The organism is Paraburkholderia sp. 32 (assembly GCF_050435345.1).
GTDB classification, from domain to species: Bacteria; Pseudomonadota; Gammaproteobacteria; order Burkholderiales; family Burkholderiaceae; genus Paraburkholderia; species Paraburkholderia tuberum.
This window is the reverse complement of the sequence record NZ_JBNDKD010000001.1, coordinates 3137579-3158647: the sequence shown is the minus strand read 5'-3', so window position 1 is coordinate 3158647 and position 21069 is coordinate 3137579. Positions and strand designations below refer to the sequence as shown.

General features: G+C 64.0%; 23 protein-coding genes and 2 pseudogenes. 4 read left to right on the top strand and 21 right to left on the bottom strand.

The features are described 5' to 3' along the window. Positions 1–8: 8 nt before the first annotated feature. The 7 genes from hpaI to OKW26_RS14560 form a co-directional block, all read right to left on the bottom strand. The gene (gene hpaI, locus OKW26_RS14590) at positions 9–812 is read right to left on the bottom strand and encodes a 4-hydroxy-2-oxoheptanedioate aldolase (protein ID WP_429354053.1); all 804 of its coding nucleotides are present in this window, start codon (positions 810–812) and stop codon (positions 9–11) included. A gap of 10 nt (positions 813–822) precedes the next feature. Then, entirely contained in the window at positions 823–1626 is an 804-nt protein-coding gene (gene hpaH, locus OKW26_RS14585) for a 2-oxo-hept-4-ene-1,7-dioate hydratase (protein WP_429354052.1), read from the bottom strand. A gap of 7 nt (positions 1627–1633) precedes the next feature. Next, entirely contained in the window at positions 1634–2032 is a 399-nt protein-coding gene (locus tag OKW26_RS14580; protein ID WP_090806343.1) for a 5-carboxymethyl-2-hydroxymuconate Delta-isomerase, read from the bottom strand. A gap of 19 nt (positions 2033–2051) precedes the next feature. Beyond that, a complete protein-coding gene (gene hpaD, locus OKW26_RS14575; protein WP_429354051.1) occupies positions 2052–2915 on the bottom strand; it encodes a 3,4-dihydroxyphenylacetate 2,3-dioxygenase in 864 nt (287 codons plus the stop codon). An 82-nt stretch (positions 2916–2997) separates the two neighbouring features. After that, complete coding sequence (hpaE, locus tag OKW26_RS14570; protein WP_429354050.1) at positions 2998–4455, bottom strand: 5-carboxymethyl-2-hydroxymuconate semialdehyde dehydrogenase; 1458 nt, start codon at positions 4453–4455, stop codon at positions 2998–3000. A 40-nt stretch (positions 4456–4495) separates the two neighbouring features. Next, positions 4496–5254 (bottom strand): fumarylacetoacetate hydrolase family protein, encoded by a 759-nt coding sequence (locus OKW26_RS14565; protein ID WP_429354049.1) that lies wholly within the window; start codon positions 5252–5254, stop codon positions 4496–4498. Continuing rightward, a complete protein-coding gene (locus OKW26_RS14560; protein WP_429354048.1) occupies positions 5251–6024 on the bottom strand; it encodes a fumarylacetoacetate hydrolase family protein in 774 nt (257 codons plus the stop codon). The genes OKW26_RS14565 and OKW26_RS14560 overlap by 4 nt, the downstream gene beginning before the upstream one ends. A gap of 191 nt (positions 6025–6215) precedes the next feature. Here OKW26_RS14560 and hpaR point away from each other — a divergent pair, with 191 nt between their 5' ends. Further along, positions 6216–6623, top strand: coding sequence for a homoprotocatechuate degradation operon regulator HpaR (gene hpaR / locus OKW26_RS14555; protein WP_018424961.1), 408 nt, complete (start codon positions 6216–6218; stop codon positions 6621–6623). Positions 6624–6652: 29 nt separating this feature from the next. Here hpaR and OKW26_RS14550 read toward each other — a convergent pair whose 3' ends face one another. The 5 genes from OKW26_RS14550 to OKW26_RS14530 all read right to left on the bottom strand — a co-directional run bounded on the left by OKW26_RS14550 (position 6653) and on the right by OKW26_RS14530 (position 10795). After that, positions 6653–6946 carry a contact-dependent growth inhibition system immunity protein gene (locus OKW26_RS14550; RefSeq protein WP_429354047.1) on the bottom strand — a complete coding sequence of 98 codons (294 nt, stop codon included), beginning with the start codon at positions 6944–6946 and terminating at the stop codon, positions 6653–6655. A gap of 7 nt (positions 6947–6953) precedes the next feature. Beyond that, positions 6954–7790 carry an RNase A-like domain-containing protein gene (locus OKW26_RS14545; protein ID WP_429354046.1) on the bottom strand — a complete coding sequence of 279 codons (837 nt, stop codon included), beginning with the start codon at positions 7788–7790 and terminating at the stop codon, positions 6954–6956. 143 nt (positions 7791–7933) lie between these two features. Then, positions 7934–9082, bottom strand: a complete 1149-nt coding sequence (locus OKW26_RS14540) for a DSD1 family PLP-dependent enzyme (protein ID WP_429354045.1) — start codon at positions 9080–9082, stop codon at positions 7934–7936. A gap of 34 nt (positions 9083–9116) precedes the next feature. Next, a complete protein-coding gene (locus OKW26_RS14535; RefSeq protein WP_429354044.1) occupies positions 9117–9791 on the bottom strand; it encodes an HAD-IA family hydrolase in 675 nt (224 codons plus the stop codon). 98 nt (positions 9792–9889) lie between these two features. After that, entirely contained in the window at positions 9890–10795 is a 906-nt protein-coding gene (locus OKW26_RS14530) for a LysR substrate-binding domain-containing protein (RefSeq protein WP_184065174.1), read from the bottom strand. Positions 10796–10914: 119 nt separating this feature from the next. Between OKW26_RS14530 and OKW26_RS14525 the strand changes: the two genes are divergently transcribed. Further along, on the top strand, positions 10915–11994 hold the full coding sequence (locus OKW26_RS14525; RefSeq protein ID WP_429354043.1) for a hypothetical protein: 1080 nt from the start codon (positions 10915–10917) through the stop codon (positions 11992–11994). A 37-nt stretch (positions 11995–12031) separates the two neighbouring features. On the opposite strand, the pseudogene OKW26_RS14520 reads toward OKW26_RS14525, so the two are convergent. Beyond that, a pseudogene (locus OKW26_RS14520) lies at positions 12032–12148 on the bottom strand (type II 3-dehydroquinate dehydratase); the annotation flags it as partial. A gap of 149 nt (positions 12149–12297) precedes the next feature. Continuing rightward, positions 12298–13701: an MFS transporter gene (locus tag OKW26_RS14515; protein ID WP_090806323.1), complete on the bottom strand. Its 1404-nt coding sequence runs from the start codon at positions 13699–13701 to the stop codon at positions 12298–12300. 230 nt (positions 13702–13931) lie between these two features. Between OKW26_RS14515 and OKW26_RS14510 the strand changes: the two are divergent. Beyond that, positions 13932–14196 (top strand): annotated as a pseudogene (locus OKW26_RS14510) (LysR family transcriptional regulator); the annotation flags it as partial. Between the two features lie 40 nt (positions 14197–14236). On the opposite strand, the gene OKW26_RS14505 reads toward OKW26_RS14510, so the two are convergent. The 4 genes from OKW26_RS14505 to OKW26_RS14490 all read right to left on the bottom strand — a co-directional run bounded on the left by OKW26_RS14505 (position 14237) and on the right by OKW26_RS14490 (position 17482). Then, the gene (locus OKW26_RS14505; RefSeq protein ID WP_429354042.1) at positions 14237–15586 is read right to left on the bottom strand and encodes an MFS transporter; all 1350 of its coding nucleotides are present in this window, start codon (positions 15584–15586) and stop codon (positions 14237–14239) included. A gap of 51 nt (positions 15587–15637) precedes the next feature. Beyond that, positions 15638–16216 (bottom strand): isochorismatase family protein, encoded by a 579-nt coding sequence (locus OKW26_RS14500; protein WP_429354041.1) that lies wholly within the window; start codon positions 16214–16216, stop codon positions 15638–15640. Between the two features lie 45 nt (positions 16217–16261). Further along, positions 16262–16714, bottom strand: a complete 453-nt coding sequence (locus tag OKW26_RS14495; protein ID WP_184065162.1) for a MarR family winged helix-turn-helix transcriptional regulator — start codon at positions 16712–16714, stop codon at positions 16262–16264. Between the two features lie 120 nt (positions 16715–16834). Beyond that, the gene (locus tag OKW26_RS14490; protein ID WP_018424973.1) at positions 16835–17482 is read right to left on the bottom strand and encodes a VTT domain-containing protein; all 648 of its coding nucleotides are present in this window, start codon (positions 17480–17482) and stop codon (positions 16835–16837) included. A 150-nt stretch (positions 17483–17632) separates the two neighbouring features. Between OKW26_RS14490 and OKW26_RS14485 the strand changes: the two genes are divergently transcribed. Beyond that, positions 17633–18160: a GNAT family N-acetyltransferase gene (locus tag OKW26_RS14485; protein WP_429354040.1), complete on the top strand. Its 528-nt coding sequence runs from the start codon at positions 17633–17635 to the stop codon at positions 18158–18160. A 91-nt stretch (positions 18161–18251) separates the two neighbouring features. On the opposite strand, the gene OKW26_RS14480 is transcribed toward OKW26_RS14485, so the two are convergent. The 3 genes from OKW26_RS14480 to OKW26_RS14470 all read right to left on the bottom strand — a co-directional run bounded on the left by OKW26_RS14480 (position 18252) and on the right by OKW26_RS14470 (position 21049). Continuing rightward, the gene (locus OKW26_RS14480) at positions 18252–19310 is read right to left on the bottom strand and encodes an alkene reductase (protein WP_429354039.1); all 1059 of its coding nucleotides are present in this window, start codon (positions 19308–19310) and stop codon (positions 18252–18254) included. An 85-nt stretch (positions 19311–19395) separates the two neighbouring features. Continuing rightward, positions 19396–19698 carry an ArsR/SmtB family transcription factor gene (locus OKW26_RS14475; protein ID WP_018424976.1) on the bottom strand — a complete coding sequence of 101 codons (303 nt, stop codon included), beginning with the start codon at positions 19696–19698 and terminating at the stop codon, positions 19396–19398. Positions 19699–20728: 1030 nt separating this feature from the next. Then, on the bottom strand, positions 20729–21049 hold the full coding sequence (locus OKW26_RS14470; protein WP_429354038.1) for a RidA family protein: 321 nt from the start codon (positions 21047–21049) through the stop codon (positions 20729–20731). Between the last annotated feature and the right edge of the window lie 20 nt (positions 21050–21069).

Below are 21069 nucleotides of genomic sequence, written 5' to 3'. Positions count from 1 at the left end.
CTTTCGCTTCAATACCCGCCTTTGACCTGCGGCGCGCTCGCCGCCAGCTCCTTGTACGACGCGGCGAGGTCCGCGGCCGCGCGGCTCAGCAAGCCGGCGTCCGTGCCGACCGCGACGAAGGTCGCGCCCGCCGCCAGATATTCGGCCGCCAGCGCGGGATCAGGGGCGAGCACGCCCGCTGCCTTGCCAGCGGTGCGCACGGTGTCGATGCCGTGGCGAATCGCGTCGCGCACGCGCGCGTCGCCCGGCTTGCCGAGCAATCCCATCGACGCGCTCAGATCCGACGGCCCGAAAAACACGCCATCGACGCCATCCACATGCGCGATCTCCACGAGATTGTCGAGGCTCTGCACGGTCTCCGCCTGCACGATCACGCACAGTTCGTCGGCGGCGGTGTCCAGATAGTCGGACACGCGATTCCAGCGCGACGCACGCGCGAGCGCGCTGCCGACGCCGCGAATGCCTTGTGGCGGATAACGCGTGGCCGCGACCGCATCGAGCGCTTGCGCGGCCGTGTCGATCATTGGCAGCAGCAGCGTTTGCGCGCCGATGTCGAGCAACTGCTTGATCAGCGCGGCGTCGCTGCGTACCGGCCGCACGACCGGATGCGACGGATACGCGGCGACCGCCTGCAATTGCGACAGCGTGCTGCGTACGTCGTTCGGTGCGTGCTCGTTGTCGATCAGCAGCCAGTCGAAGCCGGCGGTGGCGAGCAGCTCGGTCACGTAGGCGTCGGCGAGCGCGGCCCACAGGCCGAACTGCGGTCTGCCTTCGGCGAGCGCGCGCTTGAAGGGGTTGTTCGGCAAGGACATATCGATGCGTTCAGATGAAATTCAAACCGATGCCGCCGAGCGGGCCATAGTCGATGTGGAACGTGTCGCCCGCGCGGGCGGGAACCGGGCTCGTGAACGAGCCGCTCAGGATCACGTCGCCCGCATTCAACGATTCGTCATGCGGAGCAATTTTGTTGGCGAGCCACGCGACGCCGGTGGCCGGATGGTTGAGCACCGCCGCCGCGAGCCCGCTTTCCTCGACCGCGCCGTTCTTGTACAGCAGCGCGCCGACCCAGCGCAGGTCGACGTCGAGCGGACGCACCGGCCGGCCGCCGAGCACGACGCCCGCGTTCGCGGCGAAGTCGGAGATCGTGTCATGCACCTTGCGCGGCGCGCGTGTTTCGCGATCGAACTGCTCGATGCGCGCGTCGATGATTTCGACGGCCGGGCTCACGTACGCGGTCGCGTCGAGCACAGCGAACAGTGTGACGCCGGGGCCCTTCAGCGGTTTGTTCAGCACGAACGCGAGTTCCACTTCGACGCGCGGCGCGATGAAGCGATCCACGCGAATGTCCTCGCCGCTTTCGATGAACATGCTGTCGAGCAGGGGCGCATAGTCCGGTTCGTCGATCTGCGACGAGCGCTGCATCGCGCGCGACGTCAGGCCGATCTTCCTGCCCTTGATTACGTGGCCTTCGGCGAGTTTCAGCTTGACCCACTCGCGTTGTATCGCGTAGCCGTCCTGTACGGTCATCTCTGGATACTGCGCGGAAAAATGGCGCAGCTGCGTGCGGGTCTTTTCCGCGTGATCGAGTTGCGCGGCGAGGTCGCGAATGGTTTGTTCGTCTAGCATGCTGATGTCAGCCCTTGAAGCGCGCGTGCAGATTGTTGTGCTTCCAGGTGCCCGCTTCGCTGAACTCGTTGATTTCGAGCGACAACGCGAGCCCCTGCCGTTCGAACTCAGTGGCGAAGCGCTGCTTGATCAGCGCGAACAGCGCGTCGCCGGTCGCCTTCTTGACGGCCTCCGGGCGGCCGGCGCCGATCTTCAGATTCGCGTGCAGGAACGCGGCGTCGGGCCGCCCATCGGCGATGCAGTACTGGTCGCAGCGCAGCGCGCGCACGCGGATGCCGCCGAGCGGATAGACGCGCTCGCCGTTATCGCGCTGCGCGTCGAGGCACTGCGCGAGGTCTTTGCATAGTTCGCCGAGGCGTTGCGCGTCCGCGAGGTTGGCGCTGTATTCGAGTGTCAAGTGAGGCATGGCGATTCCTTCGCGAGTGTCAGACGGGTAGCGGCGTGACCGGGAAGATCGCGTTGATCTGGCCGGTGCCCGAACTGCCGAAATAAGGCGTGACGACTTCGACCTTGCCGTCGTAGCGATCCCAGCCGAGCGCACCGAGCAGCATCGCGGTATCGTGCATGCCGCCTTCGCCCCAACATTTCTCGTTGTAGAGCGGCAGCATGTCGCAGAAGGTCTTCCAGTCGCCGGCTTCCCACATGCGCACCACGCTGCGATCCATCTGTTCGAGGAACGGGCTCCAGACTTTGTGCATGAACTGCTCGGCGGTGCCGTTGTTCGCGAAGTGATGCGACAGCGAGCCGCTCGCGAGAATGGCCACCGTACCGTCGTAGCGTTCTTCGATGGCCTTGCGTACCGCGAGGCCGAAACGCGCGCTGGTCGCGAGGTCGTGCCACATGCACCAGCCCGCCACCGACACCGCCTTGAAGTGCTGATCGCCGTTCATATAGCGCATCGGCACCAGCGTGCCGTATTCGAGCTCGAGCGTGGTCTCGCTGTGCGCGCGGCTTTTCACGCCCATTTCGTTGGCGGCGTCCGCGATCAGCTGACCGAGCCCGACATTGCCAGGATACGCGTACGGCATGTTCCTGATGAAATGCGGCAGCTCGTTGCTCGTGTACACGCCTTCGAACTTCGGCGCGCAATTGATGTGGTATTCGCTATTCACTAGCCAGTGCACGTCGAACACGACGATCGTATCGACGCCAAGTTCGCGGCAGCGTCGGCCGATTTCATGGTGTCCGTCGATCGCGGCCTGACGGCAACCCTTGTGCGGACCGTCGAGCTCGGATAAATACAACGACGGCACATGTGTAACTTTTGCTGCCAACGCGAGTTTGCCCATCGCGGTCTCCAGTGTCGAGCGGAGTTAGAGCGTCAGCTCTTACTCCGGTCCCATGCTTTAGCAATTTCGTTGGACGTCGCGATCAATTGCCCCAGCGCGGAATATGATGCGAGCCGAGCGACACGCAGACGTTCTTCGGTTCGAGGAACACTTCATAACTCCACGTCCCGCCTTCACGGCCCACACCCGACGCCTTCGTGCCGCCGAACGGCTGGCGCAGATCGCGCACGTTCTGGCTGTTCACGAAGCACATGCCGGCTTCGACGGCGGCCGCCACGCGCAACGCGCGGCCCGTGTTCTCGGTCCAGATATAGCTCGACAGACCATACGAAATATCGTTGGCGAGACGGATCGCCTCGGCTTCATCGTCGAACGGAATCAGGCACGCGACCGGTCCGAAGATCTCTTCCTGCGCGATGCGCATACGGTTGTCGACGTCGACGAACACGGTCGGCGCGACGAAATTGCCGTGACGCAAGGCGTCGGGCAACTCGGGCGTATCGAGCCCGCCGCACGCAAGCGTGGCACCTTCCTTCGGGCCGAGCTCGATATAGCTGCGCACTTTGGCGAGATGCCCCTGGCTGATCATCGGGCCGACGATCGTGCTGTCCGCGAGCGGATCGCCCACCGTCAGACGCTTCGCGCGCTCGACGAAGCGCTCGGCAAACCGCGCGTAAATGGAGCGCTGCACGAGAATGCGCGAGCCCGCGGTGCAGCGCTCGCCATTGTTCGAGAAGATCATGAACACAGCGGCATCGAGCGCGCGTTCGAAGTCGGCGTCGTCGAAGATCACGAACGGCGACTTGCCGCCAAGCTCCATCGAGAACTTCTTCAGGCCTGCGGTTTGCACGATGCGGTTGCCGGTCGCGGTCGACCCGGTGAACGACACCGCGCGCACGTCGCGATGCGCAACGAGTGGCTCGCCCGCTTCCTTGCCATAGCCGTGCACGACGTTCAGCACGCCCGCCGGGACGCCCGCTTCGAGCGCGAGCTTGCCGAGCATCGAAGCGCTCAGCGGCGACAGCTCGCTCATCTTCAGCACAGCGGTGTTGCCGAACGCGAGGCAGGGCGCCACCTTCCAGGTGGCCGTCATGAACGGCACGTTCCACGGCGAGATTAGCGCGCACACGCCGACCGGATGAAACAGCGTGTAGTTCAGATGCGAGTCGGTCGGGTACGTGTGGCCGTCGACGCGCGTGCACATCTCGGCGAAATAGCTGAAGTTGTCGGCCGCGCGCGGCACCAGTTGCTTGCGCGTCTGCGAGATCGTCTGGCCGGTGTCCTTCGTTTCGGTCTCCGAGATTTCCGGCACGTGCTTCGTGATCAGCTCGCCGAGTTTGCGAATCAGCTTCGCGCGTTCCGCGGCGGGTTTCGCGGCCCAGGCGGGGAAGGCGCCTTTGGCCGCTTGCACGGCCGCATCGATCTCCTTCGCGCCGCCGCGTGCGACCTCGGCGAGCACTTCCTGGGTGGCCGGATTGACGGTTTCGAAATAGTCGCTCGAGGTGCACGCCTCGCCGTTGATCAGATGGTCGATCGGCATTGCCTTGTCCTTTCGCTGTTCGGTGGGTTTTTGCTGTCGATCAGGTGCGGCCGAAGTCCGCGTCCGAGGCGATCGTGTTGACGAGACGGCCGAGGCCGTCGATTTCGCAGACGACTTCGTCGCCCGTGTTGACGTTGACGATGCCTTCGGGCGTGCCGGTCAGGATCACGTCGCCGGGCGCGAGCGTCATGAAGCCGCTCAGGTATTCGATCAGTGCGCGGATGTCCGTGACGAGATCGCGCGTATTGCCGCATTGCTGACGCGTGCCGTTGACGAACGTGCGCAGCTCGAGCTGCGTGATGTCGGCGATGTCGGTGGCGTCGACGAACCAGGGGCCGAGCACCGTGCCGCCGTCGCGATTCTTCACGCGCAGATTCGGGCGATAGTAGTTTTCGAGGTAGTCGCGAATCGCGTAGTCGTTCGCGATCATGTAGCCCGCCACGTGCTGCATGGCGTCTTCACGCGCGACGTTTTGCGCGGTTCGCCCGATCACGACCGCGAGCTCGCACTCGTAGTGCATGAACGTGACATCGGCGGGGCGACGCGTGACGCCGCGATGGCCGAGCACCGTGCCGGGCCCCTTCAGAAACACCAGCGGTTCTTCCTGTTTGCTGAACTGCAATTCCTTCGCGTGCTCGGCGTAGTTCAGGCCGAGCGCGAAGATCGTGCCGACTTCGATCGGCGCAAGCCAGACCACTTCGTCCTCGCGACGCACGCGGCCGTCGGCGAGGCGGACACCCTGCTCGTGCGGATACGCTTCGTGAATCGCTCCCGCATAGGCGACGCGGCCGCGCATCATGACGGTTCTCCGTTGTGTTGATCCATGCCGATGAACGATATGGTCAAGGGCGGCAGCGTGCCGATCGACAGCGTGGCCGTATCGCCGACATGTGCGACCGGCGAGCCGTGCCGGACGCCGAGCGTGAGCACGTCGCCCGCGTTCAGCGTCATGAAATCGGTGACGTCGGCGAGCAATTGCGCGACGTTGCGCACCGAGGTTGCGGTGCTTGCCGTGAACGGTTCGGCGCGGTTCAGCGAGACGGCGATGTCGAGCCGATCCGGCGCGGCGACGTGGCGCGCGGCGACGAGCGCCGGTCCGATCACGCAGAAGCCGTCGCATGCGCGCAGTCGCACGTTCGGGCGATACACGTTGGTATGCGGCACGCTCAGATCGCCGACCAGCGTATAGCCGGCGATGTAGTCCGCCGCGCGCTGGACGCCGACGCGCGTCGCGGTACGGCCGATCACGATGCCGAGTGACGCGCCGACCTCGACGCCGAGCGTGTTATCCGGCACGACCACGCGCGCCCGATGCCCGGCCAGCGTGTTGCGCGGCTTCAGATACAGAATCGGCGCTTTCGGGGGTGCCTTGTACGGTGCCGCATGCACTGCGTCGCCCAGCGCGTTCAAGGCGGCGCGATCGTTCAGCAGGGCGCCGTACACGACGCCGCTGACCGGCGCGCGACACGCAACGCCGCGTGCCAGCAACGCGGCCGCGGTGTGCGCGTCCACGTCGCGAGGCAGCGCGTCGCCTTCGGGATGCAGCAGATGATCGGCAAGGGCAAACATAAATGCGCAGCCTCGTGGCGAAAGTTTTGCGAAAACACTAAGATGTTAGTAGTATCCCGCTTGATATCATTGATGGTCAATAGGCTGCCGGTTGATCGCGGGTTTTCCCGTAAGCTTCGACAGCTGTTTTTTTCTGATTCCTTGCCACCATGTCCGCTGCGTCCACCCGAGTTTTGCACCGCAATTTGCCGATGCTGTTGTTACGCGCCCGCGAAAAAATGATGGAGCGTTTTCGTCCGTTGATCACCGCGCATGGACTCACCGAGCAGCAATGGCGAGTGATTCGCGCGCTCAACGAGCACGGCCCGATGGAGCCGCGCCACATCTCCGACATCTGCACGATTTCGAGCCCGAGCATGGCCGGCGTGCTTGCGCGCATGGAGAGCATGGAACTCGTGACGAAAGAACGTTTCGCGGAGGATCAGCGGCGCGTGCTCGTGTCGCTGACCGATACGAGCGTCGAACTGGTGCGCGTGATTTCGAAGGATCTCGAGGCGCACTATCGCGAGCTCGAGCGCAAGGTGGGACCGGAGATCGTCGAGCGCGTGTATCGCGCGGTCGACGATCTGTTGGCGGGGTTGTCGGAAGAGGATGAGTGACCGACGTTTCGCGGCAGGTTTGGGGCTATCTACTCTTTCAGGAGACGCTTCACTTCATCGAGAAATGAGGCGGTCGTGTGACCCCACGGCTCGGGATCAACGTAGAGGCCATAGATTTCCTCAAAATATCCGTCCAGGTTGGCGGAATGGTCGCTTTCAAAACGATCGATTTCACCCACGACTAACTTATGAAGGGTCTTGTCGCTCTCTTTTTTGAAGCACGTGACAATTTCCTGTACGTCGTTGCCCCATAAATCGAAATCTTCATTGAAATAGCCATGAATCAGAAAATCCAGATTCGGGTAAGGTGATTCGTCTTTCACAGTAAGCTCATGGCATCAGGTAGGCGGTCAGGACGTAGTATGGCATGCCGTTATATTCCTTCCGGATCAAGAACATGTGAACCTTGCTCAGATTCACCATCTCCCCCGTCTTGCGAATGACCCCGTACCCTACCTGCCTACCTGCATCGCCCGTCAGTTCCAGTCGTATGGAACCGGTATGAGATTGCGCCCACGTCGTTATCCGGGCCGCGTTGTCCTGTATGACCTTGGAAATCGCCCACTCTGCCGTTTGTAGATCAGTGAACGATGAAACAACCCGGCGCTTTGGTTCGCGCGCCAGTCGCTCACGCAACTGTGCTTCAGTCCGCGCCACATGCTTTTCGAATGTATGCCCGCCAAAGCGGCTGCCAGGCTTTGCTTCATGCTGCATCAGCCTGAACCGGCCCATCGTGATCTCGGACGCCCGTACTGCCTTGATCGATCCCGCCACGCCCACCGAGACTGCTAGATCAAGAAAGAGGCCGATGTTGTTCGCCGCGTCAGGACCCGCCCTCATTGTCTCGGCCAGCTTCGTCGTGCCCAGCTGTGTCAGCGTGGCCGTATCCCGGGCCGTCCAGATTTGACGCAAACCCGCCGACGCCGTATCAGACCCATGTGCGCCGAACACAATACACCCGGCCTTGCTCGCCATGGTCGGTTCTGGCATGACACACAATGCCCCAGCACCGACCATTTCCAGCAAACCGCCGACGAGTTGCAACCCGCCCCATAGCCGGTTAGAAAGCATTTCGGTCTGACTGATCGACTGGCGGGTCAGCACCGCCGCCAGTTGCGGGGCGCTCAGCACGACGCGAACGCCGTCTGGTTCATTCAACTCGGACATGCAAGAATCCTCTGTATTCCTGTGGAGATTCCACGCTAACGGCGGGATTCACGTCCGTCTATGGGCGATGGATGATTCTGGCAGAAGGCGTTGGTTCTCCTTGAGTGTGCCGAGTGCGCCGGGCATGTTTTGAAGCCGCCGACCTACCAGCCGTAAAATCGCTGCCATTCGACGCTGCTGCCGTCCGGCGCAACCGCGTGATACTCGGGGAACTGCGCGCCGGTCGCACAAGCGTGGTTCGGCAGGATGCGCAGTTTCATACCGATCGGAAAGCGCTGCGCGATGTCGTCGGTCCGTGCATCGGCTCGCGCATCGGCCGGAACCGCCGCAAGAATCCCATGCTCCTGATTGGCGCCGCTCACGACATAGTCCGGCAGCAACGTGCCATTGAGCAAACACGGCTGCCCATAGCCGAAATCGTGCGACTGCCGCGACGTACCGCGATCACGGCTTAACGCCATCCAGCCCGCGTCGAGAATCGCCCAGCCTTTGTCTTCCTGATGACCGATCACGCTCGTGAGTACGCTAAGCGCGATGTCGTCGAGCGTGCAAACGCCCACGTTGTGCATGACCAGATCGAACAGCACGTAGACGCCGGCCCGCACCTCGGTGACGCCTTCGAGATGCCGCGCGGCGAGCGCGGTCGGCGTCGAACCGACGCTGATGGCCGGACACGCGATGCCCGCCTCGCGCAAACGTTCGGCGGCGCGCACGCAGCCCGCGCGCTCCTGCTCCGCGAGCGCGGCGAGCGCCTCAGGCGTATTCAACTCGTAGCTCGAACCCGCATGGGTCATCACGCCGCCGACCTTCACGCCGTTCTCGTGCAGAATCCGCCCGACGTCGAGCAGCGTCTGCTGTTCGGGCTGGATGCCCGAGCGATGTCCGTCTGTATCGACCTCGATCCAGACCTCGAACGTTTCGCCGTGCTGGTCGCCGAACGCGGCGATCGCCGTGGCGGCGGTCGGATTGTCGACCACGAGCTTCAGTTCGCAGCCCTGGCGGCGCAGCGCGAGCGCGCGCGGCAGCTTCGACGGAACCATGCTGACGGCGTACAGGATGTCGTCGACGCCGGCCGCGAAGAACGCTTCCGCTTCCTTCAGCGTCGACACCGTAATGCCGCGCGCGCCGGCGGCGATCTGCGCGCGCACGACGTCGATGCACTTGGTGGTCTTCACGTGCGGCCGGAACGCGACGCCGAGCGCATTCATCAGCCCCTGCATCCGCGCGATGTTCTTCTGCATCCGCGCGACGTCGATCAGCGCGGCCGGGGTTTCGATCTGTTCGAGTTTCATGTTTGCACCTGAGGAGCGAGGTGAGGTTGGAGATTCAGTGACGACGATCGCGGCCAAAGCCTGCGAGCCACGGCACCAGCCCATCGAGCGAGGCCGCTTCGACCTCGGGCGCCTGCGCTCCCGTGACGAGCGGCAGGCCGACGTGGTTGTGCCAGTAGGTCCGCAAGCCGACGGCGGCGGTGCCGAACATGTCGTAGCTCGAGCCGGCGACGAACGCGGCGCGGCGCGGCTCGACGCCGAGCTTGTCGAGCGCGAGGCGGTACGGTTGCGGGTCCGGCTTGTAGACGCCGGCTTCCTCGGCGGTCACGATCGCGTCCCAGCGCACGGGCAAGAGCGCGGCCGCCTGCGAGCCGAGCCGCGTCGAGCAATTGGTGACGACCGCGAGCTTGCAGTGCGGCGCGAGCGCGCGCAACGCACCGAACGCGCCGGGCCACGGCGTCAGGTTCAGCCAGTTCGCCTCGAGCGCGTTCGCGGCCGATTCGGACAAACCGACTTGCGTGGCGGCCTCGCGCACCAGGTGTTCGTAGGGAACGTAGCGGCCGCAGCCGTATGTCAGACGCAGATAGGCGGCACGCCATGCGCGGCCCGCTTCGTCGGAGCCTGCCGCACGGTTCCATGAGGTCCACGAGTCGAGCAGGGCGGTTAGCAGGTCGAACAGGACCGCGTCGGGGTAGGCGGGGGTGTCGGTGGAATGGGCGGCGGCAGTCATGATTGCATGGGGCCGGCTGTTGAGGATGAGTCAATTATAGGTTTTCGATAGTACTTCAGCGTTCAGATAGGTTGACTGTTAGATTCAGATGGACTGAATCACCGCCGCCACGGTGGCAACGGCCTGAAGCGGCCTTGCAGATACTGCATGAAATGGCGCGTGCGCGCGGGCAGTCCCGCCCGCTGATGCGTGAGCGCGATCACGTTCGCGTCCGGCGCTTTCCAGCCCGGCAGCAGACGCACGAGTTTGCCCTTCGCAAGATCCTCGGCGACGTCCCATTCGGAGCGCAGAATCACGCCGCGTCCCTCGCAGGCCCATTGGCGGATCACGTCGCCGTCGTTGCAACTCAGATGCGCGGACACGCGCACGCTGCGGCGCGTGCGGCCCTTGCTGAATGGCCACAGTGACACGTCCTCATTGTTTTCGCGCAGCACGATGCACGGCAGCCGGCTCAACGCATCCGGCGATTCGGGCTGGCCGATTCGCCTGACGAGCGCGGGCGCCGCGCAGACGAAGCGCGCGTTCGGCGCGATCGTATAGCCGACCAGGTTCGACGGCGGCAGCTCGCCGATATGCACGACGATATCGAAGCGATCGAGCGTTTCGGTCAACGGCCGGTCGGACAGCGTCAGCGCGACGTCGATGTCGGGGTTCTGCTGCTGGAACTCGCCGATCAGCGGCGCCAGATGGCGTCGTCCGAAACCGAGCGGCGCGTTGATCTTCAGCGTGCCGACGAGGCCGCCGCGGCGCGTTTGCAGATCGTCGAACAGCGCGTCGAACTGCTCGATCAGTTCGGCGCCGCGCTCGCACAGCAGCAGGCCTTCGTCGGTGAATTGCAGGCGGCGCGCGCTGCGGTTCACGAGCTGCATGCCGAGCTTCTTTTCGAGTTGCTGCAGGCGCTGCGTGACCGCCGACGGCGACAGCGCGAGTCGGCGCGCGGCGGCGATCAGGCTGCCGCTCGCGCGCAGCGTGAGCAGGAAGCGGATATCGGCCGAATCGTTCATGGGTGCGAGGTGGGTGCAATGGCGCGAGCGGGGAATCTCGCAGCATAATGCGTGCGGATCGATCACAGGGTAAAGTGGCGCTTCCAGTCTATTGATCCAATCATTGGAAGAGAAGTCCCATGCCGTTGCCTCATGAGTCGTCCGCGTACGACGCCACGCCCAATACTCCGCTGAAACAGGCGGTTTTTCTGCACACGGGCTGGCGCAGCGCGGGCACGTGGGTGTGGTCGCGGCTGCGCGAACACGAGCGCGCGGCCGGTTTTTACGAGCCGCTCAGCAATGTGCTCGCCGATCTCAAACCCGCCGACGTGCCCGCCTCGCGGCCGACCTTGACCTCGGGGCACCCGCCGCTCGCCGCACCCTACTTCGACGAATACCGCCCGTTTTTGCGCGAAGACGCGCGCGGCGTGGCGGGTTACGACCGGCGCTTCAGCATCGATCGCTTTACGCGCGATCCCGATGCGACATTCCCGTCACTGCAGGCCTATCTGCGTGCGCTGAGCGAGCACACGATCGAGCAGGGCCGCGTGCCCGTCCTCAAGTTTTGCCGCACGGGCGGTCGTCTGCCGTGGCTGAAGCGCGCGTTTGCCGAGGCGCTGCACGTGGGCGTGCTGCGCAATCCCGCATCGCAGTTCGCATCGGGTTGGATGCTGAGGCAGCAGTGGAGCAATGCATTCTTTGTCGCCGCGCCGTTTCGCGTGCTCGGTCTGAATCAGATGGACCCGCTGGTGCGCGAAGCGATCGGCGTGTGCGGCGTACGCCTGCCGCCGCTACCGTCGATGCCCGATGACGCGTATGCCGTCGCCTGCGAGCAATTCGCGCGCACGGTGGACAGCGACAACGCGTATCGCGCGTTCATTGCGTTGTGGATCCTCTGCGCGCTGCGCATGGGCGAGGGCGTCGATTTGCTGATCGATATGGAGCGGCTCGGCGAGTCGCGCGACTACGCGGCCGGTCTGCGCGCCGCGTTCGACGCGCAATGCGGCTTGTCGCCCGACTTCACGAGCGCGCGCGATCTGGTCGAGGAAACGCGCCGCGGCGCGGCGCGTATGACGGGCATCGACGGCGGCGCGTTGCGCGCCGTGCATTCCGCCGCGCTTAAATTCCTGAAGGCGCAGGCGGGCATCGACGCGGCCTTCGTCGAGGCGGTGCGCCAGAAGATGGTGCTGGCCAACGAGTTGACCGAAACATGGCGCTAGCCGCGCGAGGCCAGCGCCGCGCGGCGCGTTCCCGTGGCTAGCCCGCCGCCGATACCGCCGCGCGCAGCCCGAGCAGATAGCTGTCCACGCCGAAGCCGCAAATCTGTCCTTTGACGATCTCCGCGAACACCGACTGATGCCGGAACGCTTCGCGCGGTCCGCGGCTTTGGCGTAGGTCTTCAGGCGCATCGTCGGTACCGCGAGCGAGCCGAACGTGCCCGCGCCGGCGACGGCGATCCGGGTGCGGTTCATGAGCGGGTTCCCTGAAAGTCCTGATCAAGACGCGTTAAAAGGCAAGCGGGCTCAAGCAGCGGCCTTTTTCGCGTCGGCCATGCTCTGCGCGCGCATTGCGTCGTAGCTGAGCTTGTCGAGCGGCACGACGTTCTTTTCGCCGAGGTCGCCAAGCCGCACACGGAAGTTCTCACGCGCGCTCCATGCGGCGATCGCGCAGACGATCGTGATGGCGAACGTGATCGCGCCGATCGTCAGCGGCACGTTGTGCGATCCCGGCGGCGCGACGTAGGCGAACAGCGCCGGCAGCAGCGCGGTGATCGTCGTGCCGATGTTCTGGCCGATCGCCATCGCGGAGACGCGCGAACGGGTCGGGAACAGTTCCGGGTAGAAGCTCGGGAAGATCGCGTTGTAGCCTTGATAGATGACGCCCCACATCAGGATCGACACCACCATCGCAAGCGGCACGTTGTGGATGCTGATCGCGTACAGATACGCGAAAGAAAGCAGCCCTGCGCCGAGCGCGCCGACGATGATCGGCAGACGCCGCCCGATCCGGTCGGACAGATTGCCCACGTACGGAATCACCAGCACCGCGACGATGTTGCCGATCACCGGAATCCACAGATACAGGCTCTTCGAAAAGCCGATACCGTACGACGGCTGCACCGCGTACGCCGCGCCGAAGATCGTCGCGACGACCGGGATCACGTTCATCAGCGAGCACAGCACGACGCGCAGCATGTCGCCCCAGTTGTACTTGAATGCTTCGACGATCGGCGAGCGCGGCACGCCGCCGCTCGCGTCCTCCTTCTCGAACGCGGGCGTTTCCTCGACTTCGCGGCGGATGATGTACCCGGCGATCAGCACGACCGCGCTGAGCAGGAACGGAATGCGCCAGCCCCACGCATTGAACGAGGCGTCGTTCATGAAATAGGCGAGCGGCAGGAAGATCGCGGCGGCCAGAATCTGGCCGGCCTGCACGCCTTGCAGCGTGAAGCTCGCGTAAAAGCCGCGTCGCCCGAATGGCGCGTGTTCGAGGATCATCGAACTGGCGCCCGAGATTTCACCAGCGACCGCGAAACCCTGGATCAGTCGCAGCACGACGAGCAGCACCGGCGCGAGAAAGCCGACGTGCTGATAGGTCGGCAGCAGACCGACCGCCATCGTCGACAGACCCATCAGGAACATGCAGACGAGCAGTACGTTCTTGCGCCCGTGTGTATCGCCCCAGTGCCCGAGCACGACCGCGCCGATCGGCCGCGCGACGTAGCCGACGCCGTAGGTTGCGAGCGATGCGACGATCGCGATCTTGGGATTACCGGAAGGGAAGAACAGCTGAGGAAAGATCAGGGCGGCGGCCTGCGCATAGATGAAGAAATCGTAGTACTCGAGTGCCGAGCCGATCCAGCCGCTGGCGGTAGCCTTGCGCGCCTGCGAGCTATGCCCGCTGCTTGCCGATGCGTTCGTTTGCATGACGCCTCCTGAATGGGAAATGTTTTTGTCAGCTTCTACGGCTGAATCATTGGCGCCTTTAAACGGGCGCCGCGCAAGCCAGGATTTTCCTGGTCTCGTTGCCGCGGTGCGCCACAACCGGATGGATCGACGCGTGTCACGAGCTGGCGCGGCGCACTCCGGGTTAACCACGGCCTGAGTGCGCCGGGCATTGCATTCAAACCGGCTTCAAACGACTGCCCCTTGCCCCACTGTTTCGCGGCCGCGACGACCGCTTCGGGGTCTGGCGCCTGAGCGGGCCGCATGGCGAAAGGAGCGTGAAGGTGACGGGCACGGTCGCGTCGAATCTGAGCGACATCGTCGTGCAGTGGGCGAAGGAGGGATACGGGAGTGTGCGCGGTGACGGCCGAGCGCTTGTCGTCGTCGGCGCGGATTCAGGTGTGCATCGAGTTTCTCAGGGAGCAGCCGACGCACGGACCGTGTGCACGGGTGACGCGCGGCGTGGGCGGACTCTGAGCTGCGCCTGCCAGGATCCGGTGCTCACACGCTTGCGCTTTTACACGCTCGAAGCCGTATCCTCTTCCGCCTCGTCCAGCTCGCTACGCTGAACCGTCGTTACGGAGTCGGGAACGACCGTGGTGGCCGTGACGGGCCGCGGATCTTCGATGCTGTAACGCAGGCGCCAGCCTTCGCGATAGAAACGCAGTTGCCGGTATCGCATCAGATAGACAAGTCCGACGAGCGCGGCGCCGAAGCCCGATGCAGCGCCGACGCCGAGCGCCCAGCGTGGCCCGAAACGGTCGGCGACCCAGCCGACCACCGGCGCGCCGAGCGGTGTGCCGCCGAGCGCGATCGCGAGCAGGATCGCGATCACGCGGCCGCGCATGGCCGGTTCGGTGGTCAGTTGCACGAGGCTATTGGTCGAGGTGGTGAAGGTCTGCGTCGACACGCCGATCGCGATCAGCACGATGCCGAACAGCACGTAGTTCGGCATCAGCGCAGCCGCCGTGCAGCCGACGCCGAACATCGCGCCGGCGCCGAGCAGCAGCCCCATGGTGGGCCGCGCGCGGCGCGCGGCCAGCAGAGCGCCGGTGACCGAGCCAATCGCCATCGTCGAGCTGAGCACGCCGTACTCGCCCGCGCCTGCACGGAACGCGGTGACGGACATCGTCGAGATGAAGATCGGGAAGTTCAGGCCGAAGGTGCCGATCAGGAACAGCATCAGGAGCGCCGCCTTCAGATCGGGGCGTGTCCAGACATATTTGAAGCCTTCGACGAAGCTGCCGCGCGAGCGCACATTGCGCGACTTGATATGTAACTGGTCCAGCCGCAGCATGCGCAGTGCACCGAGCACGGCGACGAACGAAAGCGCGTTGATCAGAAACACCCAGCCACTGCCCACCGACGCGATCAACAGACCCGCGACCGCTGGCCCGAGCATGCGCGCGGCGTTGAACGACGTGGAGTTCAGCGCGACGGCATTCGCGAGATCGCGTTCGCCGACGAGGTCGGATACGAAGGTTTGGCGTGCGGGGGAATCGAACGCGGTCACGCAGCCGAGCAGGCCCGCGAATACGTAGACCTGCCATAGCTGCACGAGCCCCGTGACCGTGAGCAGACCGAGCGCGAGCGCCAGCGTACCCATTGCCGCCTGGGTCGCGAACAGCAGCTTGCGGCGGTCGAAGTGATCGGCCGCGTAGCCGGTGAGCGGCAGCAACAGCATCTGCGGTCCGAACTGCAGCGACATCACGATGCCCACCGCCGTCGCGTTGTGATGCGTAAGCTCGGTGAGCACGAGCCAGTCCTGCGCCGTGCGCTGCATCCATGTGCCGATGTTCGAGACGATCGCGCCGCTCGCCCAGACACGATAGTTGAATATGCGCAGCGAACGGAACGTGGTGCTCACGGCAGGGGTTTCCTCAACGCGGGGTGGGCCGCATGCGGGTAGCGGCCCGCTTCAATTCAGGCTTTCAGCGCGCGAACGTTCGAGCAGATCGAGCACTTCCCGCGTCGTGCCGGTTTCGCCGAGGCGCGGGAAGATGCGCGTGATGCTGTTGGTGTGCGCGTCGGCGTTCAGATCGGTCATCGCGTCGACGACGAGCGTGACGTTCAGGCCCGCCTCGCTCGCGAAGCGCGCGGTCGATTCGACGCCGATGCTGGTCGCGATACCGACGAGCACCACTTGCGTGACGCCTTGCTGTTGCAGATACGCGGCCAGGTCCGTGTTCGTGAAGGCGCCCCACGTGCGCTTCGTGACCAGATGGTCCGACGGCTGCTGCTTCAGTTCGGGCAGAAGGTCGGCGAAGCCGGGCGGGAAGTCGGCGGAGCGGCGACCCTGGTCGGTGCGGCCCGGTGCGCCGGCGGTGACGTTCACGAGCACGACGGGCAGGCCGTGGCGGCGGAACGCATCGAGCAGCGTAACCGAGCGTTCGACGATTTCGCGGGCCGGATGGGGGGCGGTGGGCAGCGCGACGATGCCGCGCTGCAGGTCGACGACGACCAGTGCGGTTTTGGCGTCGAGAGTCGTGAGTGCCATGAAGTGCTCCTGCGAGTGGCGAGACGCGTGTGCGCGAATCGCGAGTTACAAATCGACGAGGCGTTTCAGCAGATCGACGCCCGTCGCGAGTTGTTGCTGTTCGGCTGCCGTGAAACGCGTTTGAATCGTGCGGTACAGCCAGTCTTCGCGTGCCGCGCGGCTTGCCTTGACCTTCTTGCGAAAGGAGGGTGTCAGCGACAGAACCGTCTGCCGTCCATCGTTAGGATCGGGCGTGCCGCTGACGAGCCCCGCGGCTTTCAGTACCGCGAGCGTTTCTCCCATCGACTGCGGCCGCATGCCGTGCGCACGCGCGAGCGAGGTGACGGTGGCCGGGCCTTCGCGTTCCAGCAAGTTCAGCACCTGCACCTGCGACGGCGTGAAGTCGCCGACATGCGACTCTTCGCGCAGACGCCGGCGCAGCTTGCCCGCCAGCACGCGCAGATCTTCGGCGAGCGTATGAAGTTCTTCCGGCGTAACTGCGGGAGGGGATTGGGTCATGCGGTGAACTCGTGCGATGACATGATGTGAAGGTTTCCTGATAAGGTTACCTTCGTATCTCGCCCGGGTCAAGTTTTGAGGTGGCGGGAGGCCGTACGCCGAAACGTCGCCACGATGGCCTCAGCGCGCCCGCATGCGCCGGTTGAAAAAGCGCCATACCGCTCCGCCGACAAGCATCGCACCGCCGAGCGCGAGGCCCAGCAACACCAGCGAACTCAGATGCTCGCGCACCACCGGCACGTTGCCGAACAGATAGCCGCCCGCGATCAGCGAGACCACCCACAGCGCCGCGCCGGCGGTGACGAACGCGACGAAGCGTGAGAACGTCATGCGCGACACGCCCGCGGCGAACGGCGCGAACGTGCGCACCACGGCGATGAACGGCGACAGCAGGAAGGTCAGGCGGCCGCGCGTCTCGCTGAACACGTGGGCGCGGCGCAGCGCATCGCGATTGAGCCAGTAGTAGTTGCGGGTATAGACCTTGTCGCCGACCGCATGGCCGATCGCGTACCCGACGCTGCTGCCGGCCACCGTCGCGACGAACAGCACGGGCGCGATGATCCACACGTTCAACGCGCCGGTGGCCGCGAGCGCGCCGCAGATGAAGATCAGCGGATCGCCGGGCAGAAAGAACAGCGGCAGAAAACCGTATTCGACGAACACGACGACAAACAGCAGTGCGTAGATTGCCGTGCCGAACTGCACGATCAGCGCGCTCAGGTGCTGGTCGAGGTGCAGCGCGATCTGCAGCACATTCATCAGGTTCATCTTGGCGTGGCCTCGGGTGGCGTTCGGATGTGATGAGTGTAGTCCCGCGAGCGTGCGTGCAGGGCGCTTGCGCGAGTTTATGCCATATGCCGCTTGTCGATGTAGCGGTGCCGATGTCAAACTCGGGCGGTCTTCATCGGACGCAACGCCATGTCGCACGATTCCGCCATCACCTTCCGATTTGCCGCTTTGCACGATGCCGAAACGATTCGTGGCATCGAATTCGAAGCGGGCCTGCGTTTCGTCAGCGTCGGCATGACCGGGATTGCCGACGCGCCGCCTATGGCGCGCGAGGTCGTCGAGCGCAAGATCGCGGCGCGCGAGATCATCGTCGCGCTCGACCAGCAGACGATCTGCGCGGGCTTCGTGATGTTCGAGCCGCAGCCGACGCGCATCTACGTTCAGGAACTCGATGTGCTGCGCTCGCACGCGGGCAGGCGCATCGGCGCGGCATTGATCGAAGAGGTCGCGCGAATCGCGCGCGCGCGACAAATGACACAGCTGGTGCTGTCGACGTATCGCGACGTGCCGTGGAATGCGCCGTATTACCGGCGGCTCGGGTTTCGCGATCTCGACACGTCGGAGCTCGACGCGGCGTTGCTCGCGCGGCGCGACGCACATATCGCGCGCGGACTCGATGAATCGAAACGGGTGTTTATGCGGCGCGAGCTTGTCTAGCGCACAAAAAGCGGCGGGCGTGACTGGAATTCAGTCACGCCCGCCGGTTTGTCATTTCATACAGCGGACATGAGCCCGCTGTCGCTACCGATTACACCGTTTCGAGCGCCGGATAATCGGTGTAGCCGACTTCGCCGCGCGCATAGTACGTCGCCGGGACCGGCTTGTTCAGCGGCGCATCTTCAGCGAAGCGGCGCACCAGATCCGGATTCGCGATGAACAGCTGACCCCAGGCCACCGCATCCGCTTCACCGGCGTCGAGCACCTGCTGCGCGCTTTCCCTGGTGAACTTCTCGTTCGCGATATACGGGCCGCCGAACGCTTCCTTCAACTGCGGGCCGAGGCGGTCGTCGCCGAGCGCTTCACGTGCCGCGATAAACGCGATCTTGCGCTTGCCGAGTTCGCGCGCGACATAGCCGAACGTTGCGGCCGGATCGGAATCGCCCATCGTGTGCGCGTCGCGGCGCGGCGCGAGATGCACGCCGACGCGGTTTGCGCCCCACACGCTGATGCACGCGTCGGTGACTTCGAGCAGCAGACGCGCGCGGTTTTCGATCGGGCCGCCGTAGGCATCGGTACGCTTGTTGGTGCTGTCCTGCAGGAACTGGTCGAGCAGATAGCCGTTCGCGCCGTGCACTTCGACGCCATCGAAGCCCGCGGCCTTGGCGTTTTCCGCGCCCTCGCGGAACGCTTCGACGACACCGGCGATTTCATCGAGCTCGAGCGCGCGCGGCGTCACGAACGGACGCTCGGGACGCACGAGGCTCACGTGACCACCCGCCGCGATCGCGCTCGGCGCGACCGGCAACTCGCCGTTCAGGAACAGCGGATCCGAAATACGGCCGACGTGCCAGAGCTGCAGGAAGATCTTGCCGCCCGCCTCGTGCACGGCCTGCGTGACGAGCTTCCAGCCTTCGACCTGCTCCTGCGACCAGATGCCCGGCGTTTCGGCGTAGCCGACGCCTTGCGGCGTGACCGACGTCGCTTCGCTGAGGATCAGACCGGCGCTCGCGCGCTCGGCGTAGTAGCGCGCCATCAACGCGTTCGGCACGCGGATTTCCTCGGCGCGCTGACGCGTGAGCGGCGCCATGATGATGCGGTTCGGCAGCGTGATATCGCCAATTTGCAGCGGATCGAAAAGAGTCGGCATAAGAGTTCACCTTTGGCGGCGGGCAAGGCCCGAGCCTCAAAAAAAACTGCGTGAAAAAGGAAGCGCGGCGATGCGAATGCGGCGCTCAGAGCTTCGTGTTCATGTATTCGAGGAACGCCTGAATGACGGGCTCGTTGCGTTTGAAAAACACCCATTGACCAACCCGTTTCGACGTGACGAGCCCCGCGCGCTGCAACGCGGCCAGGTGCGCCGACACGGTGGACTGCGACAGACCACAGCGCGAGTCGATCTTGCCCGCGCACACGCCGTGGTCGAGCGGCAACTCCTGATCGGCAAAATGCGCGTGCGGCTCGCGCAGCCAGCCGAGAATCTCCCGGCGGACCGGGTTGGCCAGCGCTTTGTGGATCGCGTCGAAATCGGGCGTCATGTGGATGGTTTTCAGGTGATTCGGCAACCGGCACGCCGCAGGGCGTGCGCGACATGCATCGCTACAGAACGAATCATATATCGGAACTTAACGATATGGGTGAAAACACTACTGCGGATGGGGCGATAGTTATCGACATACAAAAAAGTCCGCACTTTCGTAGCGGTGCTCTAAAAGCACAAAAAAGAGCGCACCCGACATCCCATATTGTGGAATTGTCGCTTATGTATTTGTTTTGATTTGTGATATTTCTTTCTGTGCCGCCACGTCTGGCGCACCGGATAGGCTGGAAAAACAGCAAGGCGCTCGGCTTTACATTCGGATAACTAAATATAAGTCTGCACTCGCCGCGTCGGGTAACGATTTGCCGGTAAATTTCATTCTGCTTTCGATTTCGGTCTGCGATCTGGGCGACGAGCCACGTGGCGTCTCCTGAAATGCCCCAAATCACTTGACGGACCGGCTCAGGGCATGTTGCCGACGTTGGGGCGGTCTGGGTCGTGCGTCAGCAATGTCGCGGATTGCTGACGATGGCGGCATCGAGCAGCCCGACGGCAGCTTCCTGCATAAGCGAATTCACACTCCCGACCCACTGCCGTCCTTCGACGCGCCTTGACCTCAACGGCGGCTTTCAAGTTACAACGGCCGGTCGTGCCGACATGTCAGCTGGCGAATACTCAGCCGGAGCGGACACAGGGACCGACATAGCTGAGACGTTGAACGAATGACCGATTAGGCCAAGTCGGCGTCCCGCAGACCACAAAGCTAAGGCCACGAGAACGCCCGGCTTGCCGACGTCTGTAGTGCAGAATGATCTTCCCATAACCTGTGGGAGACGATCATGGAAACGTCTGCTGACTCCAACAAACACGGAGTACCGTGGAATAACGATGGTTGATTGGCTAGGGGTACTGTTGAAGTTAAGGGAAATTTTGGCGATCCGGATTCGGGTGAAGCCCCCGATTGTACGTGAGTGCTCGCACTGTTCAACCTCGCCATTGAAAGCAATCCGGGGGCCGCAGCCCATTCGTCAAGTCGCAGCGGTAACACTGAATTCAACCAGCAACTCCGGCAATCCGAGCGTCGCCTGAACAGTGCAGCGCACGGGTAAGTGCTGCGGATCGACCCAGTTTTGCCAGGCGACATTCATACGATCAAAAAGCGCCATATCCTTCAAGTAGATCGTTACCGACAACAGGTGTTGCTTGCTGCTGCCCGCGTGCTCAAGTAGAGCATCAATGCGCCCAAGCGCTTCGGTGACCTGCTCCTCTATTGTGTGCGCCTCGGGTGCGCCAGACGAAGTTTGTCCCGCGAGGAAGAGCAGGTTGCCGGCGCGCACCATTTTGCTCATACGTGCATTACCTGGGGTTC

Coding starts and splice junctions, on each gene's coding strand:
- OKW26_RS14545 (WP_429354046.1), bottom strand. CDS start 7,790: ATGTCCGAGTTGAATGAACCAGACGGCGTTCGCGTCGTGCTGAGCGCC.
- OKW26_RS14485 (WP_429354040.1), top strand. CDS start 17,633: ATGTCGCACGATTCCGCCATCACCTTCCGATTTGCCGCTTTGCACGAT.
- hpaE (WP_429354050.1), bottom strand. CDS start 4,455: ATGCCGATCGACCATCTGATCAACGGCGAGGCGTGCACCTCGAGCGAC.
- hpaH (WP_429354052.1), bottom strand. CDS start 1,626: ATGCTAGACGAACAAACCATTCGCGACCTCGCCGCGCAACTCGATCAC.
- hpaI (WP_429354053.1), bottom strand. CDS start 812: ATGTCCTTGCCGAACAACCCCTTCAAGCGCGCGCTCGCCGAAGGCAGA.
- OKW26_RS14490 (WP_018424973.1), bottom strand. CDS start 17,482: ATGAACCTGATGAATGTGCTGCAGATCGCGCTGCACCTCGACCAGCAC.
- OKW26_RS14515 (WP_090806323.1), bottom strand. CDS start 13,701: ATGCAAACGAACGCATCGGCAAGCAGCGGGCATAGCTCGCAGGCGCGC.
- OKW26_RS14480 (WP_429354039.1), bottom strand. CDS start 19,310: ATGCCGACTCTTTTCGATCCGCTGCAAATTGGCGATATCACGCTGCCG.
- OKW26_RS14580 (WP_090806343.1), bottom strand. CDS start 2,032: ATGCCTCACTTGACACTCGAATACAGCGCCAACCTCGCGGACGCGCAA.
- OKW26_RS14540 (WP_429354045.1), bottom strand. CDS start 9,082: ATGAAACTCGAACAGATCGAAACCCCGGCCGCGCTGATCGACGTCGCG.
- OKW26_RS14470 (WP_429354038.1), bottom strand. CDS start 21,049: ATGAGCAAAATGGTGCGCGCCGGCAACCTGCTCTTCCTCGCGGGACAA.
- OKW26_RS14475 (WP_018424976.1), bottom strand. CDS start 19,698: ATGACGCCCGATTTCGACGCGATCCACAAAGCGCTGGCCAACCCGGTC.
- OKW26_RS14560 (WP_429354048.1), bottom strand. CDS start 6,024: ATGTTTGCCCTTGCCGATCATCTGCTGCATCCCGAAGGCGACGCGCTG.
- OKW26_RS14525 (WP_429354043.1), top strand. CDS start 10,915: ATGCCGTTGCCTCATGAGTCGTCCGCGTACGACGCCACGCCCAATACT.
- hpaD (WP_429354051.1), bottom strand. CDS start 2,915: ATGGGCAAACTCGCGTTGGCAGCAAAAGTTACACATGTGCCGTCGTTG.
- OKW26_RS14565 (WP_429354049.1), bottom strand. CDS start 5,254: ATGATGCGCGGCCGCGTCGCCTATGCGGGAGCGATTCACGAAGCGTAT.
- OKW26_RS14530 (WP_184065174.1), bottom strand. CDS start 10,795: ATGAACGATTCGGCCGATATCCGCTTCCTGCTCACGCTGCGCGCGAGC.
- OKW26_RS14495 (WP_184065162.1), bottom strand. CDS start 16,714: ATGACCCAATCCCCTCCCGCAGTTACGCCGGAAGAACTTCATACGCTC.
- OKW26_RS14535 (WP_429354044.1), bottom strand. CDS start 9,791: ATGACTGCCGCCGCCCATTCCACCGACACCCCCGCCTACCCCGACGCG.
- OKW26_RS14500 (WP_429354041.1), bottom strand. CDS start 16,216: ATGGCACTCACGACTCTCGACGCCAAAACCGCACTGGTCGTCGTCGAC.
- hpaR (WP_018424961.1), top strand. CDS start 6,216: ATGCTGTTGTTACGCGCCCGCGAAAAAATGATGGAGCGTTTTCGTCCG.